Origin of the sequence: Amycolatopsis heterodermiae (genome assembly GCF_034929455.1) — a bacterium.
GTDB classification, from domain to species: domain Bacteria; phylum Actinomycetota; class Actinomycetes; order Mycobacteriales; family Pseudonocardiaceae; genus Amycolatopsis; species Amycolatopsis heterodermiae.
Genome location: NZ_JAYFSI010000011.1, coordinates 74,825 through 90,164, shown reverse-complemented (window position 1 = coordinate 90,164; position 15,340 = coordinate 74,825). Strand labels below are relative to the sequence as shown.

18 protein-coding genes are annotated in these 15,340 nt (G+C 73.0%); 8 read left to right on the top strand and 10 right to left on the bottom strand.

Annotated features, from left to right (window positions below):
- Positions 1–49: 49 nt before the first annotated feature.
- From VA596_RS36240 to VA596_RS36220, 5 genes are all read right to left on the bottom strand, one after another.
- Positions 50–184, bottom strand: a complete 135-nt coding sequence (locus tag VA596_RS36240) for a hypothetical protein (protein ID WP_268747407.1) — start codon at positions 182–184, stop codon at positions 50–52.
- A gap of 236 nt (positions 185–420) precedes the next feature.
- Positions 421–1,866: a DUF1996 domain-containing protein gene (locus VA596_RS36235; RefSeq protein WP_323333241.1), complete on the bottom strand. Its 1,446-nt coding sequence runs from the start codon at positions 1,864–1,866 to the stop codon at positions 421–423.
- Positions 1,867–2,555: 689 nt separating this feature from the next.
- The gene (locus VA596_RS36230; protein WP_323333240.1) at positions 2,556–3,065 is read right to left on the bottom strand and encodes an AAA family ATPase; all 510 of its coding nucleotides are present in this window, start codon (positions 3,063–3,065) and stop codon (positions 2,556–2,558) included.
- 20 nt (positions 3,066–3,085) lie between these two features.
- Positions 3,086–3,559 (bottom strand): hypothetical protein, encoded by a 474-nt coding sequence (locus VA596_RS36225; RefSeq protein WP_323333238.1) that lies wholly within the window; start codon positions 3,557–3,559, stop codon positions 3,086–3,088.
- Between the two features lie 31 nt (positions 3,560–3,590).
- Positions 3,591–4,211, bottom strand: a complete 621-nt coding sequence (locus VA596_RS36220) for a sigma-70 family RNA polymerase sigma factor (protein ID WP_323333236.1) — start codon at positions 4,209–4,211, stop codon at positions 3,591–3,593.
- 245 nt (positions 4,212–4,456) lie between these two features.
- Between VA596_RS36220 and VA596_RS36215 the strand changes: the two genes are divergently transcribed.
- The 4 genes from VA596_RS36215 (at position 4,457) to VA596_RS36200 (ending at position 7,732) form a co-directional block, all read left to right on the top strand.
- Entirely contained in the window at positions 4,457–4,864 is a 408-nt protein-coding gene (locus VA596_RS36215; RefSeq protein ID WP_323333235.1) for a pyridoxamine 5'-phosphate oxidase family protein, read from the top strand.
- Between the two features lie 149 nt (positions 4,865–5,013).
- Complete coding sequence (locus tag VA596_RS36210; RefSeq protein WP_323333697.1) at positions 5,014–6,525, top strand: GAF domain-containing sensor histidine kinase; 1,512 nt, start codon at positions 5,014–5,016, stop codon at positions 6,523–6,525.
- Positions 6,522–7,181, top strand: coding sequence for a response regulator transcription factor (locus VA596_RS36205; RefSeq protein WP_323333233.1), 660 nt, complete (start codon positions 6,522–6,524; stop codon positions 7,179–7,181). Before VA596_RS36210 ends, VA596_RS36205 begins: the two co-directional genes overlap by 4 nt.
- A 119-nt stretch (positions 7,182–7,300) precedes the next feature.
- Complete coding sequence (locus VA596_RS36200) at positions 7,301–7,732, top strand: hypothetical protein (RefSeq protein ID WP_323333232.1); 432 nt, start codon at positions 7,301–7,303, stop codon at positions 7,730–7,732.
- Between the two features lies 1 nt (position 7,733).
- Here the strand turns inward: VA596_RS36200 and folE are convergent, their stop codons facing one another.
- Positions 7,734–8,339 (bottom strand): GTP cyclohydrolase I FolE, encoded by a 606-nt coding sequence (folE, locus tag VA596_RS36195; protein ID WP_323333695.1) that lies wholly within the window; start codon positions 8,337–8,339, stop codon positions 7,734–7,736.
- A 105-nt stretch (positions 8,340–8,444) separates the two neighbouring features.
- Between folE and VA596_RS36190 the strand changes: the two genes are divergently transcribed.
- Positions 8,445–9,098 (top strand): helix-turn-helix transcriptional regulator, encoded by a 654-nt coding sequence (locus VA596_RS36190; RefSeq protein ID WP_323333231.1) that lies wholly within the window; start codon positions 8,445–8,447, stop codon positions 9,096–9,098.
- Here VA596_RS36190 and VA596_RS36185 read toward each other — a convergent pair.
- Positions 9,095–9,829 (bottom strand): sulfite exporter TauE/SafE family protein, encoded by a 735-nt coding sequence (locus VA596_RS36185; protein ID WP_323333229.1) that lies wholly within the window; start codon positions 9,827–9,829, stop codon positions 9,095–9,097. The genes VA596_RS36190 and VA596_RS36185 overlap by 4 nt on opposite strands.
- Positions 9,830–10,110: 281 nt before the next feature.
- Complete coding sequence (locus tag VA596_RS36180; RefSeq protein ID WP_323333227.1) at positions 10,111–11,424, bottom strand: helix-turn-helix domain-containing protein; 1,314 nt, start codon at positions 11,422–11,424, stop codon at positions 10,111–10,113.
- A 136-nt stretch (positions 11,425–11,560) separates the two neighbouring features.
- On the opposite strand from VA596_RS36180, the gene VA596_RS36175 reads away from it, so the two are divergent.
- Complete coding sequence (locus VA596_RS36175) at positions 11,561–11,857, top strand: putative quinol monooxygenase (protein ID WP_323333225.1); 297 nt, start codon at positions 11,561–11,563, stop codon at positions 11,855–11,857.
- Positions 11,854–12,651 carry an isocitrate lyase/PEP mutase family protein gene (locus VA596_RS36170; RefSeq protein WP_323333223.1) on the top strand — a complete coding sequence of 266 codons (798 nt, stop codon included), beginning with the start codon at positions 11,854–11,856 and terminating at the stop codon, positions 12,649–12,651. The genes VA596_RS36175 and VA596_RS36170 overlap by 4 nt, the downstream gene beginning before the upstream one ends.
- A gap of 10 nt (positions 12,652–12,661) precedes the next feature.
- Here VA596_RS36170 and VA596_RS36165 read toward each other — a convergent pair whose 3' ends face one another.
- Complete coding sequence (locus VA596_RS36165) at positions 12,662–13,744, bottom strand: CU044_5270 family protein (RefSeq protein ID WP_323333221.1); 1,083 nt, start codon at positions 13,742–13,744, stop codon at positions 12,662–12,664.
- Positions 13,737–14,309, bottom strand: a complete 573-nt coding sequence (locus VA596_RS36160) for an RNA polymerase sigma factor (protein WP_323333219.1) — start codon at positions 14,307–14,309, stop codon at positions 13,737–13,739. Before VA596_RS36160 ends, VA596_RS36165 begins: the two co-directional genes overlap by 8 nt.
- 134 nt (positions 14,310–14,443) lie before the next feature.
- Here VA596_RS36160 and VA596_RS36155 point away from each other — a divergent pair, with 134 nt between their 5' ends.
- The gene (locus VA596_RS36155; RefSeq protein WP_323333217.1) at positions 14,444–15,340 is read left to right on the top strand and encodes a serine hydrolase; all 897 of its coding nucleotides are present in this window, start codon (positions 14,444–14,446) and stop codon (positions 15,338–15,340) included.

Sequence of the window (15,340 nt, the reverse complement as noted above, 5' to 3'; positions counted from 1 at the left end):
GGCCCCGGGGTGGGGCCGCGGCACGTGGTGCGGCAGGGAACGGGTGCTGCTACTTGGCGGAAGCGCGGTTGTGGACGACGGCGCGGTTGTGGACCACCGCGCGGTTGTGGACGACGGCCCGGTTGTGCACCACGGCGCGGTTGTGGACGACGACGGCCGAGGGGCGCTCGAAGGTCGAGATCATGGGTCCTCCTGTGCGATGTGGAGTGTCTCCGGTGTGGATTCCGGGACGGGGTGACGTGAACAAGTCTGGGGTGCCGGGGTGCACCGCGACGTCTTCTGGAGTGCGATGCGCACGGAGGCACCCGTGAGGAACGCACGCCCCCGGAATGACGATTCCCCGCGCGCACGCGAGCGCCCCGCCACCCGGGAATGGGTGGCGGGGCGCTCGGTCTGTCCTTTGTGGAGTGCCGGGGGTGGTCAGGCCCGGCAGGTCTTGCCGCGGTTCACGCAGTTGACCAGGTTGTTCATGATCCGCTGCGACATCACGTTGGCGAAGTCGTCGTGGTCGGAGAACGGGTTGTGGTGCTCCTGCGGGAAACCGTCCACTTTGTACTGCTTCTTGACCTGGATGTCGTGCGGGATGTCGTAGGTCAGCGAGATCTGCAGCTGCGGCACGGCCTTGAAACCCTGGGCGCACCGGCCGTTCTGGTCCGGGAACACGATGTGCGTGCGGTGGTTCGCGCTGTCGGTGTTCTGCCCGTCCCAGCAGCTCGGGAACGTGTGGATCCGCTTGACCTTGCTGTTCGGCGGGCAGATCGGGTAGAGCTGGGTGACGCGGTTCTCGAACCCGCTGCACGTCCAGCTCGCGCGGGCGTTGGCCGGCCCGTTGGTCGACACCTTCGCGTCGCCGTAGAGCACGCGCAGGAACTTCGGCATCGCCACGACCTTGCCGACCGGGCTGCCCCGGAAGGTGATCTGCACCTTCTGCGGCCGCTGGATCACGCCGTCGTTGCCGGGCAGCTCGTTGTTCTGGTCCTGCCCCGGCAGCGCGCCGCCCGGGGCGGTGCTGCTCGGCGGCGGGGTCGTCCCGGTCCCGGTGTCCTTGCCCGGCTTCGGCGCGCACGGCGCGAGCCCGCCCAGGTCCGGTTTCTGCCGGAACCGGGCGATCGCGGCGGCGATCCGCTCCAGGATCGCGGCACGACGGTCCTTGAGCGGCGTCAGGATAGCGTTGCGCATGAAGTCCGCGCCGCCCTGGCCCTGCGTCGAGGCGACGCGCTGGTTGGCCTCGTCGGTCTGGGTGTCGAGCTGGTCCAGGTTGCCGTCGACCTCGTCCATCGCCTGGTCGGGGACGTCGGCGAGCTTGCTGGCGACGTCCGGGCAGGCGACCTGGTCGGTCTTCGCCTCCTGGGCGGCCTGGGCGCGCTCGGCGTCCGGCGCCTTCGCGGGCGGGTTCTCGGCGGCCGCCTTCTCCTCTTCACCGGTGTCGATGCGGACGACCGGCCAGAAGTAGGCGGACTTGTCACCGTTGCGGCAGGTGGTGCCGGCCTTGACGAGGCTCTTGTTGTTGGAGTCGGCGTTGGTGGAGAGGTTGCCGACGTAGTCGTGCAGGTGCTGGGCGCCGTTCTTGACGCCGGGCTGCGCGATGAAGTTGTCGGGGTTGAAGTGGCCGTTCTCGTTGCGGCCGCAGTCGACGGTGAACGTGCCCGTCGACGCGCCGTAGACCGGGCGCGGGTCGAACTGGTTCGGCTGCACCGTCAGGATGTCGACGAAGAGGGCGGGGTCGACCTCGTCGGCGCTGGCCTGGCCGGTGTTGCCGGTCGTGACGGCGACGGCGATGCCGCCGACGGCGATCGCGAACGCGAGACCGCCGGTGGCGATCTTCGTTCTGCGGGAAATGCGATGCCGTCCTTGGGTGCGGGACATGGATCCTCCGGGTCGGGCTGGCGGGAAAACGCGACACTGACCGGTACGAGCCCAGGGGCGTACCCATCAGGAAAGACGTCGGCAGGGAAGGAACGAAGCCCGGCCGGTCCACTGACCCGACATCAGTGGACGCGGCTGGTCACCTGCCCGTGACCACGCCGTCGACCGGGTGGTTATCGTTCCGTTATGGACGCTACACCGGGGTTTGACACCGGGCAAGAAGCTGTTTCCGGCAATCACGAACCGTCAGGGCCGGTTTCCGTTTCCGTAATCGGATGCGGTCGTGAATGGTCACCAAGAATGGTCGAAGAATGGCACGCGCGAAAACAGGCGTGCGCGCATCGCGCCCGCAGCGGCTCGCGGGTGCGTCACGCGCGGTAGTCGTGCGTGTACGCTGGTTGCGCTCTCAAGTACTGGGTGACGGCGGTCATCCTGGGCCCCTGACCGGGTGGTTGTCCAGCATCCGGGGGTGTGTCGAAACCCGCGGAAAATTCCTTGAACCGATCCGAACCGGCAGCCGTATCCCTCAGTGAAGCGGCTCGAATGCCTGCCGGCCAGATCGTCGCAGACTGGTCACAATCGCGCCCGCCGGACGCCCTCCGGTCCCAGCATCACATTCCCGGGATCGGGCGCCGCCACATATCACGACACCCGCATCGTCATTCCGGGCGCGGCCTTCGACGACGACGTCAGGGCCGGGCAGCCGACGCGATGAGCGCGGCCGCCTCGCCGCTCGAGAGCGCGGCGGTGTCGACGACGAGGCGGTCGCGGGTCCAGGGCTCGTACTCGCGGTCGACGATCTGCCGCCACGTCGGCGGCACGTGGCCGGGGATGCCGGTGTCGCGGGTTTCCGCGCGGCGCCGGTGTTCCGCCGGGTCTGAGCAGACGATCTCGGTCTCCAGCACCCGCGCGCCGCAGGCGGTTCCGGTGTCCCGCCAGGCATCCCGGGTGACGGCCAGGGAGTTCACGCACTCGGCGATCACGCTGACGCCGGTCCGCAGCAGGTCCGCGGCGACGTCGTAGGCGACGACGTATCCGACCGGCCCGACCGGGTTCGTCAGCGGCGTGCTGCGGACGATCGCCTGCTCGATCGTGTCGACGCGCAGGTAGGAGAACCCGGTGCGGCGGGCCAGTTCGGTCGCCACGGTGGTCTTCCCGGACGCCGGCAGCCCGCCGACGACGATCAGCAGCGGAGGCACCCGGGCATGATCGCACGCGCTCAGTCCGGGTCGTGCCCGCCGAGCCGCCGCCAGTGCTCGGCCAGTTCGGGCCGCACGGGGGCCGCCAGCACCTCGGTGAGATCGGCTTCGGCCTTGCGGGCCACGTTTTCGATGGTCTCCCGCGCGCGCTCGTCGAGCTGCGCGCCCCATTCGTACGACCCGGGGTAGAGCTGCTCGACCACCCGCATGCTTTCGCTCTCGGCGAGTTCCGCGCGGGCCTCGTCGAGGACGGCCTGGTTGCGCCGCAGGGCGTCGGCCCGGCCCAGGTCCAGGGTGTGCCGGACGTCGAGGACGAGGCCGGTGCCCGACGGCACGCCGTGCCGGAGGGCGATCCGCAGCAGGTCATCGGTGAAGCCGAGCTCCTCGGCGGGCGCCCACGCGAGCGCGTCCAGGCCGGCCGGGCCGAGCCGGAGGGTGCCGCCAGGCGCGGCGCACCAGGTCACCGTGGCCGGCGGGTGGAGTCGGTAGAGCATCCGGGGTCCTGTCGGGGATCGGCGGGAGCGGTCAAGAGGAGGACTTCGCCCGCAGGTTGCGACGCAGCGTCGTGAGGGCCCGGTGCTGGGCGACCCGGACGGCGCCCGCGCTGCTCAGCCCCACCGCCACCGCCGTCTCCTCGGCCGTCATGCCCAGGATGATGCGCAGCACCAGGATCTCGCGCTGGCGCGGCGGGAGCGTGTCGAGCAGGCCGGACGACCAGTCGAGCGCGGCCGAGCGCTCGACCTCTTCCCCCGTGGGGTCGGTGGCCTCCGCGCCCTCGCTGCGCCCGGCGGGCAGCTCGGCGACCGGGCTGGTGCGGTCGCGGGCGCGGCGGCGGTGGAAGTCGGAGACCTTGTGTGCGGCGATGCCGAAGACGAACGGCAGGAACCCGTCGAGCTCGTACCGGTAGCCGGGCAGCGCGCGGACGACCGCGAGCAGCACGTCCTGGGCGCAGTCCTCGGCGTCGGACGAGCCGTCCTGCCAGCTGCCGAGCCGGCCGAGGCAGTAGCGGTGCACCAGCGGCCGCAGTTCGCGCAGCAGTCCCGCCACCGCGGCCCGGTTGCCGCCGACGGCCTGCCGGACGAGCGCGGTGTCGAGGGCGAACGTCGCCGTGGGTGGGGTGTCACCCCCGGCGGGTTGCGGCGGCATCGGCCTCACTCTCCCCTCGGACACGGGCCGGCAACGGACGGTGAGAACCGTAGGTCGCGGTGCGTGTCCGCCACACGTGCCGGGCGCCCGTGCGGACCCGGGTCTTTCGGCACTGGCGGACGGCTCCGGCCCGTGTGTTTCGTACCCGGGGTGGCGCGGGGGTGGGTCCAACGGCCCTATCGGCCGCCTGCCGCTACGGATCACGCTGGTAGCCGGGGTTTTCACAGGAGAAACACAGGGACGAGATGGCTGACGATGTGGGCTTCGGCCTCCTGCTCGACCGGGCGCAGTGCCTCGCGCTGCTGCGCACGGCGAGCCTGGGCCGGGTGATCTTCACCCACCGCGCGATGCCCGCCGTCCGTCCCGTGCGGTTCACCGTGGTCGGGGACGCGGTCGTGTTCGCCGTTCCCGACGGAAGCCCGCTCTACGCCGGCGCACGGGGCGCCGTCGTCGCGTTCGAAGCCGACGAGTTCGCCGACGACCTCGGCGCGGGCTGGTTCGTCAGCCTGCTCGGCCGGGCGGGGGAGTTCCGGGACGCCTCGGCCGCGGAAATCGCCTGCCTGTGCCCCTGTCCTTCCCAGGCGGGACGGCGGTTCCTGCAGATCCCGGTCGAGACCATCACCGGTCACCGCATGGTTTGTGCCGCCGAGTAACAAGGTCATGTCACCGAGCGACCCACCGGATGGACGAACCGGCATGGGCCGACACGGGCAGTCACCTGTGGGACCCTTGACGGCCCGGGGATACCCCCGGGAGTGGGCGACGCCAGCGGAGTCAACGGGAAGTGGCGGACGAAATCGGCATGCCGGCGATCCTGGCCGCGGTGGCCGGGATCGCGCGGGAGCTGGAGATGCCCGCGCTGCTGCGGCGCGCGGTGACGACGGTGTGCGACCTGGTCGGCGCACGCCACGGCCGGCTCGAGGTCATCGGACCCGACGGTGGGGTGGCGGAGTACGGCCAGGCCGCGGACGGTAACGACGGGGTCGTCGAGATCCCGGTGCGCGCCGGGCCCAAGGTGTTCGGCACGTTCCGGATCGAACCCGGCGAGGACGGCCTCGGCGGCCGGCGTCGCGAGGTGCTGGGCGCGCTGACCGCGGCGACCGGGATGGCCGTCGAGAAGGCGCTGCTCGTCGACGGGATGCGCCGCCGCGAACGCTGGCTCGAAGCCTCCTACGACGTCACCAAGGCGCTGGTGAGCTCCCAGGGGCTGCGCGAGACGCTGCGGCTGATCGCCGAACGCGCCCGCGTCGTGGCCGGGGGCACCGGCGGGGCGATCGCCCTGCCCGCGGGGCCGGGCCTGCTGGTGTTCGACGTCGTCGAGCCGCCGGGGGAGGACTCCGAGCGGCTCACCGGCCTGACCATCCCGACCGAGGGCACCGCGACCGGGATCGCCTTCACCACCCGCCGCCCGATCGTCGTGCGGGACTACGGCGAGCACGTCCAGAACGAGCAGCGCGACCGCGCCGGGCCGATGCCCGCGATGATCAAGGACCTGGACTCGGCGATCTCGGTGCCGCTGCTCGTCGGCGAGGAGACCCTCGGCGTGCTGCTGGTGGCGAAGTTCCGCGACCGCTCGCCGTTCACCGACGCCGACGTCCAGCTGGCCGAGACGTTCGCCGGGCACGCCGCGCTGGCCGTCGAGTTCTCCCGGGCGCAGGAGGCCCGGCAGCAGCTCGCCGTCTTCGAGGACCGCGACCGGATCGCGCGGGACCTGCACGACCTGGTGATCCAGCGGCTGTTCGCGACCGGGCTCGGGCTCGAGGGCGTCAGCAGGCTGATCGCCGACCCGGGGGTCGCGGCGCGCGTCGCCGGGTTCGCCCAGGACCTCGACGGGACGATCCGGGAGATCCGCAACAGCATCTTTTCGTTGCAGGCGCCCGCGCAGGCCCAGGGAAGCCTGCGCGCCGAGCTGCTGCGCGTGGCGGTCGACGCCCGGGACACGCTGGGCTTCGAGCCGCGCGTCGGCTTCGACGGGCCGCTGGACGCCGCGGTGCCGGACGCGGTGCGCTCCGACCTGATCGCGTCGCTGCGGGAGGCGCTGACCAACGTCGCCCGCCACGCCGGGGCGACCACGTGCTCGGTCGACGTCACCGTGGACACGCTCGGCACGCGCCTGAACCTGGTGGTGCGCGACGACGGCACCGGGCCGCCCGAGGGACCCGGGCGGGTCAGCGGGCTCGCCAACCTGGCGGCCCGCGCGGAACGGTGGGGCGGCGGCTGCGCGCTGCTGCCCGCCGACGGGGGCGGGTCCCGGCTGGAATGGACCGCCGAACTGCCGGCCCGGATTGCCGGCGGACAGGGGAATGGAAGATGACGATTTCGGTGTTCCTGCTCGACGACCACGAGCTGGTCCGCACCGGGCTGAAGACCGTCTTCGAATCCGAGGAGGACATCGAAGTGGCGGGGGAGGCGGGCACGGCGGCCGAGGCGCTGGTCCGGATCCCGCAGGTCCGGCCGGACGTGGCCATCCTCGACGTCCGGCTGCCGGACGGCCAGGGCGTGGAGGTGTGCCGCGAGATCCGCTCGACGGTCGAGCCGCCGCCGGCCTGCCTGATGCTGACGTCCTATTCGGACGACGACGCGCTCTTCGGCGCCATCATGGCCGGCGCGGCCGGGTACATGCTCAAGCAGGTCTCCGGGCGGTCGCTGATCGACGCCGTCCGCACGGTCGCCGTGGGCGGCTCGCTGCTGGACGCCACGCTCACGGCGTCCGTCATGAACCGGTTGCGGGGGGAGACGGTCTCGGCCCCGGATCCGCGGTACGAGCAGCTCAGCCCGCAGGAGCGGCGGGTGCTCGACCTGGTCGCCGAGGGCCTGACCAACCGGCAGATCGCCGAGCGGCTGTTCCTGGCCGAAAAAACGGTCAAGAACTACGTATCCTCGGTGCTGCACAAGCTCGGCGTCGAGCGGCGGACGTCGGCGGCGGTCTACGTGTCGCAGCGGCGGAACGAACCAGGGCGTTCGGGGTGATTCACCGGCCAGTCGGGGGAAAACCGGTGGGGCATCCGACGTATCTGGCCACGGATGGAGTACACCTGTCGTGTGACCGCACGGGCCGCACGGGACCTGGTGCGGGTGGAGGGGACGGCATGTCGGGGTTTTCGAGCGGGGACTACGTCACGCAGCAGATCCACGCGCTCGCGAGAGCGGTGCGCGAGGAAGGGGCGGGCGGCGTCGGTACCCACAGCTTCCAGCTGGCCGAGCACCTGGCCGCGGAAGGAGGCGTCCACCGCGGTGACATCCTGACCGCGACCGCGACGCTGCTGGCGATGACGGCCTGGTGCGACGGCGCGGCCGACGCGGCGCTGCGGTTCGCGGAGCTGGCGGGCGAGTGCGACGACGATTCCCGCGAGCTGGTCACGCACCTGCTCCGCCTGGAGATCGGTGCCGACCAGGGCTGGCTGCCGGAGGCCCAGGTGGAAGCGCTGCTGGAGTACGCGCGCCGCGCCCGGCGCAGCGACCTGGTGACCCGGGTGCAGGCGATCGAAGCGGGCCCGGGCGGCCGCCACCGCCGGAACTGACTCAGGCGTTGACCCCCGTCAGGGCGAAGAACTCCTGACGGGTCTTGGGTTCCTCGCGCAGCAGGCCGTGCAGCGACGAGGTGACGGTGAGCGCGCCGGTCGCGCGGACACCGCGCAGCGACATGCAGAGGTGCTCGGCCTCGATCACCACGCCGACGCCCTTGGGCGCGAGGTGTTCCTGCAGCCAGTCGGCGACCTGCTTGGTCAGCCGCTCCTGCACCTGCAGGTCGCGCGCGAACAGCTCGACGACCCGGGCGAGCTTCGACAGGCCGAGGATCCGCTCGCCCGGGAGGTAGCCCACGTGCGCGACCCCGCGGAAGGGCAGCAGGTGGTGCTCGCACAGGGACTGCACCGGGATGCTCTTGGCCAGCACGAGCTCGTCGTACCCCTCGTCGTTGGGGAACGTCGTGAGCTTGAAGTCCCGCGGCCGCAGCATCTCCGCGTAGGCGTTCGCCACCCGCCGCGGGGTGTCGCCGAGGTGCTCCGACGTCGGGTCCTTGCCCAGGGCCCGCAGCAGGTCGGCGACCGCGCGCTCGGCCGCGTGGAGGTCGAAGTCGTCGCGGTCGGGGACGACGCCGAGGTGCCTGAGGGGAACCGGCTCGCTCATGGGGTCGACGGTCACGGGGCGCCCCTTCCTTCTAAAACCAAGTTGTACCGATGTTAGAAGGCCGCCCGGGTTTTCGTCAACGGTTATTTGTTTTAGAGTGCTGTGATGCACGAAGCCCAGGCCGGTGAGCTGGCCGCGGCCGCCGCCCTCGACGAGCCCACCCGCCGCCGGCTGTACGACTACGTCGTCCGCCAGCCCGCGCCGGTGAGCCGCGACGACGTCGCCGCCGCCCTGAGTGTGCCCCGGGCGACCGTCGCGTTCCACCTCGACCGCCTGGTGGACGAACGGCTCCTGGACGTCGGGCACGAACGCCGCACGGGCCGCACCGGCCCGGGTGCCGGGCGCCCGGCGAAGCTCTACCGCCGCTCGGACCGGCAGGTGACGGTCTCGCTGCCGGAACGCGACTACGAGCTGGCCGGGCACCTCCTGGCGACGGCGGTGGAGGAGGCAGGCGAGTCCGGCGGCTCGCCGCGGGAGATCCTCACGCGGCGGGCGCGCGAACTGGGGCGGGAGCGGGGCGCCGGGGCGTCCGACGTCTTCGCCGTCCTCGAGGCCCACGGGTTCGAGCCCCGGGCCGGGGAGGGCGAGGTGGAGCTGGGGAACTGCCCGTTCCACCGGCTGGCCCGGGCGCACCCGGGGCTGGTCTGCGCGATGAGCCTGGCGCTGGTGGAGGGCATGCTGGCCGCGGCGGGCCCGGACGGGCTGACCGCGCGCCCCGACCCGCGGCCGGGCCGGTGCTGCGTCCGCCTGACGTCCTAGCTCCGGGCCGCCAGCACGAAGAGGAACGCGCCGAAGACGACCAGCGCCGCCGACACGACGCGGTGGAGGTGCTGCTGGCGCAGGCGGTGCGCCAGCTGCGTGCCGAGCAGCGCGCCGAGCCCGGCCAGCACGCCCAGCAGCGTGCCGAGTCCGAAGTGGACGGACCCGTGCGCGGCGTAGCCGAGCGTCGCGAAGCCGACGAGCGGCAGCTGGATCAGCTGCCCGGCCGCGACGGTGGTCAGCGCGGGCACGCCGAGCGCCAGCAGGGCCGGGACGAGCAGCACCGGCCCGCCGGTCCCGGTCAGCGCCGAACCGAACCCGACGACCACGCCGATCCCGACGGTGGCGGCGACGGGCAGGTCCTCCCGCACCCGGGACGTCTTCATGCGGAACCACAGGTTGTAGGCGCCGGACCCGGCGGTCACCACGGCCAGCACCAGCCACAGCACCGCGGCCGGCAGCAGCCCGTTGACCAGCGCCCCGGCGGCCGCGGCGGGCGCGGCCCCGAGGGTGAGCAGCCCGCCGAACCGCCAGGGCATCGCCTGCCGGCGCGCGTACCCGAGGGTGCCGACGATCCCGGTGAACAGGAACGCCCAGCTGCTGGTCCCGGCCGCGGCGTGCACGTCGAGCCCACCTAGCCCGACGAGCGCGGGCGGCAGCACCACCCCGCCGACCCCGACGGTCCCGATGAGCACCCCCACCGGCACCGCGACCAGCAGAACGGCTAACACGATCCGCCCGCGGAGAAACTCACACCCCGACGGTAGTACGGCCCGAGCCGTGCCCCCTCATCGGCGGCTCCTGCGGACCAGCGTTGGGCAGGCCAACCCCCGCCGCACTAGACGTCACATGCGCGACCCCGGTACCGGTCGTGAGTGTTTAGGAGGGTTCTAACCCTTCTAAACACTCACGACCAGCCGCGGCAGACCATGATCGGCAGCCGCGCCAGCTCCGGCGACCACAGGCCGCCAACCGGAACCGGCAGCTCACCAAAGTGGGTCCGCTCCAACCCTCATTGCTGGCCACCCGGGCCGGCCGCGGCCAGTAGGTGGGCTGCGGCGAGGGCGGGCCACCTCGTCGCCCCCGGCGTGCCGAGCCGTCGGAGTGCCGACCGCAAAGCCGGGTCGGTGCTGGGGAACGCGTCGCGGACTCCCAGCCGGAACGCCAGGTCGTGGCGCAGGCCTTCGGCGAGGCCCGGTACGGCTTCGAGGGCGCTCAGGCTGGTTCCCTCGCCCAGCGCCGGGTGGTCCGCGGCCTTCGCCAGCGCCGCGATCGTGTCCGCGCGGGGCATCCCGAGGTCGTGCAGGGCCGTGGCCGTCAGCGCGCTCGCCGGTGGGAAGGTGTGTGTGAGGCCGCCGGGCAGCCCCGGCACCGGCGTGCCCAGTGACTGCACGACGGTCCGGACTCCGGAAGCGCCCGCCAGCGCCCGGACGCCGACCTCCAGTGCGCTCCACGTTCCCGGGACGGCGAGCCCGGGACGCGCCCGGACCAGCGGGCCCAGCACGGGATCGGTGGCCAGCTCCGCGACGGCCGGGCCCGGGTCGACGTCGGTCCCGGCTAGCCGCGCCGCGCGGTCGACGACGTGGATCAGGCCCTCCCAGTACGGCAGGTGGGCGCGCAGCAGCAGGTGCCCGCCGTCGCCGGGGGACAGCTCCAGCACCCCCGGCGCGCCTTCGACGGTGATCGTGCGGCGATAGACCGCGCCGTCGACCGCCTCGACGCCGGGCACCGCGCGGGCGGCGAGCAGCCCGCGGACGGCGTCCCAGTCGTAGCCGGGCAGCACGGGCAGCCGCAGCGGCAGCCCGCCGTCGGCGACCAGGCGGTCCGCGCGGCGGCGGCGCTCGCGCAGGTCCGAGGGCGCCGCGCGGAACACCTCCCGCATGGTCCGGTTGAACTGCCGCAGGCTGCCGAACCCGGACGCGAACGCGACGTCGAGCACCGTGAGGTCGGTGTCGTCGAGCAGCCGGCGGGCGAAGTGCGCGCGCCGCGACCGGGCCAGCTGGTCGGGGCTCGCGCCGAGGTGCTGCAGGAACAGCCGGCGCAGGTGCCGCGGCGACAGCCCGACCCGCTCCGCGAGCGCGGCCTCCGTGCCGTCGTCGAGCGCGCCGCCGATGACCAGCTGCACCGCCCGGCACACCAGCTCGGGCGCGTCCGAGGTGACCGGCCCGGCCACCCGGTAGGGACGGCAGCGCAGGCACGCCCGGAACCCCTCGGCCTCCGCGGCGGCGGCGTGCTCGAACGTCAGGACGTTCTTCGCGAGCGGCCTCGCACCACAGCCGGGCCGGCAGTAGATCCCGGTCGTGACGACGGCGGAATACGTGGTCATGACCCAGGTATAGCCGTGCCGCGACGGCGGCGCCGGACACATCCGGACATCGAGGCCGTGTCCGGATGTGGCCGGACCCGGCGCGCGCGCCGCTCCAAGATGGTCTTCGTCAGTCATCGAGAACGAGGATTTTCCGTTGCTCACCAAGGTTTTCCCCATCCAGCTCAAGGACGGCAAGCAGGCCGAGGCCGAGGCGCTCGTCGAGGAGTTCGCGCCGAAGGGCCCCGGCGCCGAGGACGGCACGCTGTCCTTCCGCGTCTACCGCGACCCGGCCCGCGCGGACTACCTGCTGTTCGTCGAGCACTTCGCGGACCAAGCCGCCTACGACGCGCACACCGGGTCGGCGGCCTACCGGGAGCTGATCGCCGGGCGGTTCGCCGGCATGGTCGTCGAGTTCGTCGAACTCGACCACGAACTGCTCGTCGCGCTGTGAACGAGGGGCAGCTCGCGCGGGCGAAGGCGTTCGCCGCGAGCCACCGGCGCGGGGACCCGTTGCTGCTGCCCAACGCCTGGGACGTCGCGTCGGCGGTCGCGATCGCGGGCGCCGGGGCGGCGGCCATCGCGACGACCAGCGCGGGGGTCGCGTGGTCCCTGGGGGTGCCGGACGGCGCCGGCCTCGGCGCGGAACGGTCCGCCGCCGTCGTGGCCCGGCTCTGCGCGGCGGTCGACGTCCCGGTCTCCGCCGACATCGAGGGCGGGTACGAAGACGTCGCCGAGACGACCACCGCGGTCGTCCGGGCCGGTGCCGTCGGGGTCAACCTCGAGGACCGGTCCGGCACCGGGCTATTCGCCGAGGCGGCGCAGGCCGAGCGCCTGGCCGCGGCCCGCGCGGCGGCCGACGCGCTCGGGATTCCCGTGTGGCTCAACGCCCGGACCGACCTATACCTGACCGGCACCGGCGGTCTCGAGGAGGCCCGGCGCCGGTCGGAGGTCTACGCGGCCGCGGGCGCGGACAGCTTGTTCGTGCCGGGCCTGACCGATCCGGACGCCATCGCCGAGCTGGCGGCGGGCCCGCTGCCGGTCGCGGTGATGGTCTGGGCGGGCGCGCCCTCGGTGGCCGAGCTGGCCGCCGCGGGCGCCGTCCGGATCAGCCTCGGTTCGGCGATCGCCCAAGCCGCGTACGCAGTCGCAGCCCGCGCGACGTCGGAACTCCTGGCCGCAGGCACCTACGACGCGACGGCGGACGGCATCCCCTACGGCGACCTGAACGCCGCCCTCACCCGGTGACCAAGGCCGGCTACTTCGCCGGGGCGACGCCGATGCGGTCGGCGACGGCCGTGGTGATGGCGCTGGCGCCGAGTTCGGTGCCCGGCTTGATCCACGGCTCGTTCGGCTGGGCACCGGCGATCGTCCGCTCGCCGATGAACTGGCCGGTCACCGGGTCGATGATGAGCTGGGTCAGCTCGTGCCGGTCGTCGAGCCCGAGCGCGACGCCCGCCCGGCCATCCAGGTTGGTTTCGGCGGCGAGCACCTGGATGCCCGGGATCATCGCCAGCGCCCGGTACCACGCGGGCCGCAGCGACGCGGGCATCATGCCGCTGCGGAGGATCTCGATGCCGTAGTGGAACAGCACGGCCGGCGTCGAGCCGCGCACCTTGGTCAGGTCCTGCAGCTTCGCGTACAGCTGCGCGGGGTCGCGGGGGAGCGTGGCGTAGAACGCGGGGCCGTCCCAGTCCGCGGGGTCGTCGCACGTCTTGGCCGGCTTGGACGCGGGGAAGAAGTCGCCGCAGCGGCCCTGCCACTGGCCCTGGTCGGTGTCGGTGATCTCCGGTTCGGGCGCCTGCGCCTGCGGCACCGTGCCGCCGAGGAACTTCCCGGTGCTCAGGATCTTGCGGTTCTCCTGCCAGACATCGTGCTCGTCGGCCGGGATCCAGCGCTGGATCTGCTGCTCCCACAGGTAGGTGTAGCCGGTCGTGCCGTTGAGCCGCACGCCGCTGGTCACCCACGTGTGCTCGACGACGTAGCGGAACTGCCCGGGCGCGAGCGGCTGGTCGACCGCGCCCACACTGAGGTCCGCGGCCTTGGTGAGCACCTCGGTGGCCGACATCAGCCGGACGTCCGGCCCGGCGGGCGGCGCACCGGGCGAACCGGACTGCACGACCACGACGGTCGCGGCGGCCACCCCGGCGACGGCCGCCGCGACCGGCAGCGCGAACCGGCGCGCCCGGCGGCGGCCCGCCCGCAGCGGGAGCACGGTGGCGTCCGGCGCGGAGACGGCGTCCAGCTCCGCCATCAGCTTCGCGCGGGCCGCGGTCAGGTCGGCGGGGGCCCGGCGGGCGTCCCGGTGCAGCCGCTCGAGGGTCTCGTCGAGCTCATTCATGCGTGTTCTCCTCGGTGGGGACGAGCAGGGCCTGGAGGCGGTGGCGGACGCGGTGCAGCCGGGACCGCACGGTGCTGGCGGGGACGCCGAGTGCTTCGGCGACTTCGGCCGGTTCGAGCCCGGCCCAAGACGTCAGGAGCAGGACGTCTCTGTCCTGTTCGGACAGTCCGGCGAGCTCACCGGCGAGGGTGCGCAGCCGGGCCGCCGCGTCGACCCGGCCGGCCACGGCGAGGTCGTGGTTCTCGGCCGGGCGGTCTTCGGCGCCGGCCTTCGCGGTCAGCTCGAAGCCGCGCACCTCCTGGCGGACGTGGTTGCGCAGCAGGTTGGTGGCGATGCCGTAGAGCCAGCCCCGGATCGGGGCCTGCCGCGGGTCGTAGCTGGCCCGTCTTCGCAGGGCGACGACGAACGTCTCCGCCACGAGGTCGTCGGCGGCGTGCACGCCCACCCGGCCCGCGAGGTAACCGCGCAGGGGAGGGGCGTACTCGTCGAAGAGCCGCGCGAAGACCTGCTTCGGATCCCGCGCGGCCAGATCGGGCCGGTCCAGCCGTTCGACGATTCTGGTCACGGTACTTGTTGTCCGGAACGTGCGTCCGCGTCCCCGATTTCACGGCCGGGTGAGACGCATCCCACATTCCGGCCCGCTCGGGCGAACACGACCGGGGCGCCCGGACAACAGCCGGTATGCACCGAGGAAACGTCATGTTGCTGGCCGGGCTGTGTGCGGGGGCGGTCGCGGCGATGCTGATCGCGGCGGCGACCCTGCGTTCCCCCGGCCCGGTGGCCGCGTCCGCGTCGCTGCTCGGGACGGCGCCGCCGGTGACGACGAGCGTCGCGACCACGGCGACCTCGGCGCCGCCGGAGACCACGCCGGCGAAGCCGTCGCCGACGGTGGACCAGGGGCAGGGCAAGCTGCCTTCGGGTGCCGAGCTGGCGAAGCTGGTGCCGGGCAAGGTCAGCGTGCTCGTCCACGACCGGAAGAACGGTGACGACCTCGTCTCCTACCGGCCGGACGCGACCTACACCTCGGCGTCGCTGGTCAAGCTGCTGATCGCGTTCGAGGCGCTCCGGCAGGGCGTGGACTCCGGTGTCGTGGCGGAGATGCTCTCGCGCAGCGACGACGACGTCGCGAGCCGGCTGTGGACCCGGCTCGGCGGCCCCGCGATCGTCTCGGGCTGGGCCGCGCGGATCGGCATGAGGTCGACGCGTCCGCCGGCCGACCCGGGGCACTGGGGCGGCACGACCGTCACCGCCACCGACCTGGTGAAGCTCTACGAGTACCTGATGGACCAGGCACCGGAAGGTACCCGGCAGGTGGTGCTCCACGCGCTGGACGCCGCCACCGAGCACGGCGCCGACGGCTTCGACCAGTTCTTCGGCATCCCGGGCGCGGTCACGGCCGTCGACTGGGCGGTCAAGCAGGGCTGGTCGTGCTGCGACCCGGGCCGCAACCTGCACACCAGCGGGCTCGTCGAGGGACGGCGTTACGTCGTGGTCGTCCTCAGCGCCCAGTCCGCCGACACCGGCTGGCAGACCGCCTCGGACCGCGTGACGGCCGTGGTGAAAGCGCTCTCCGGGCCGCTCGGCTGGGCGAAGTGA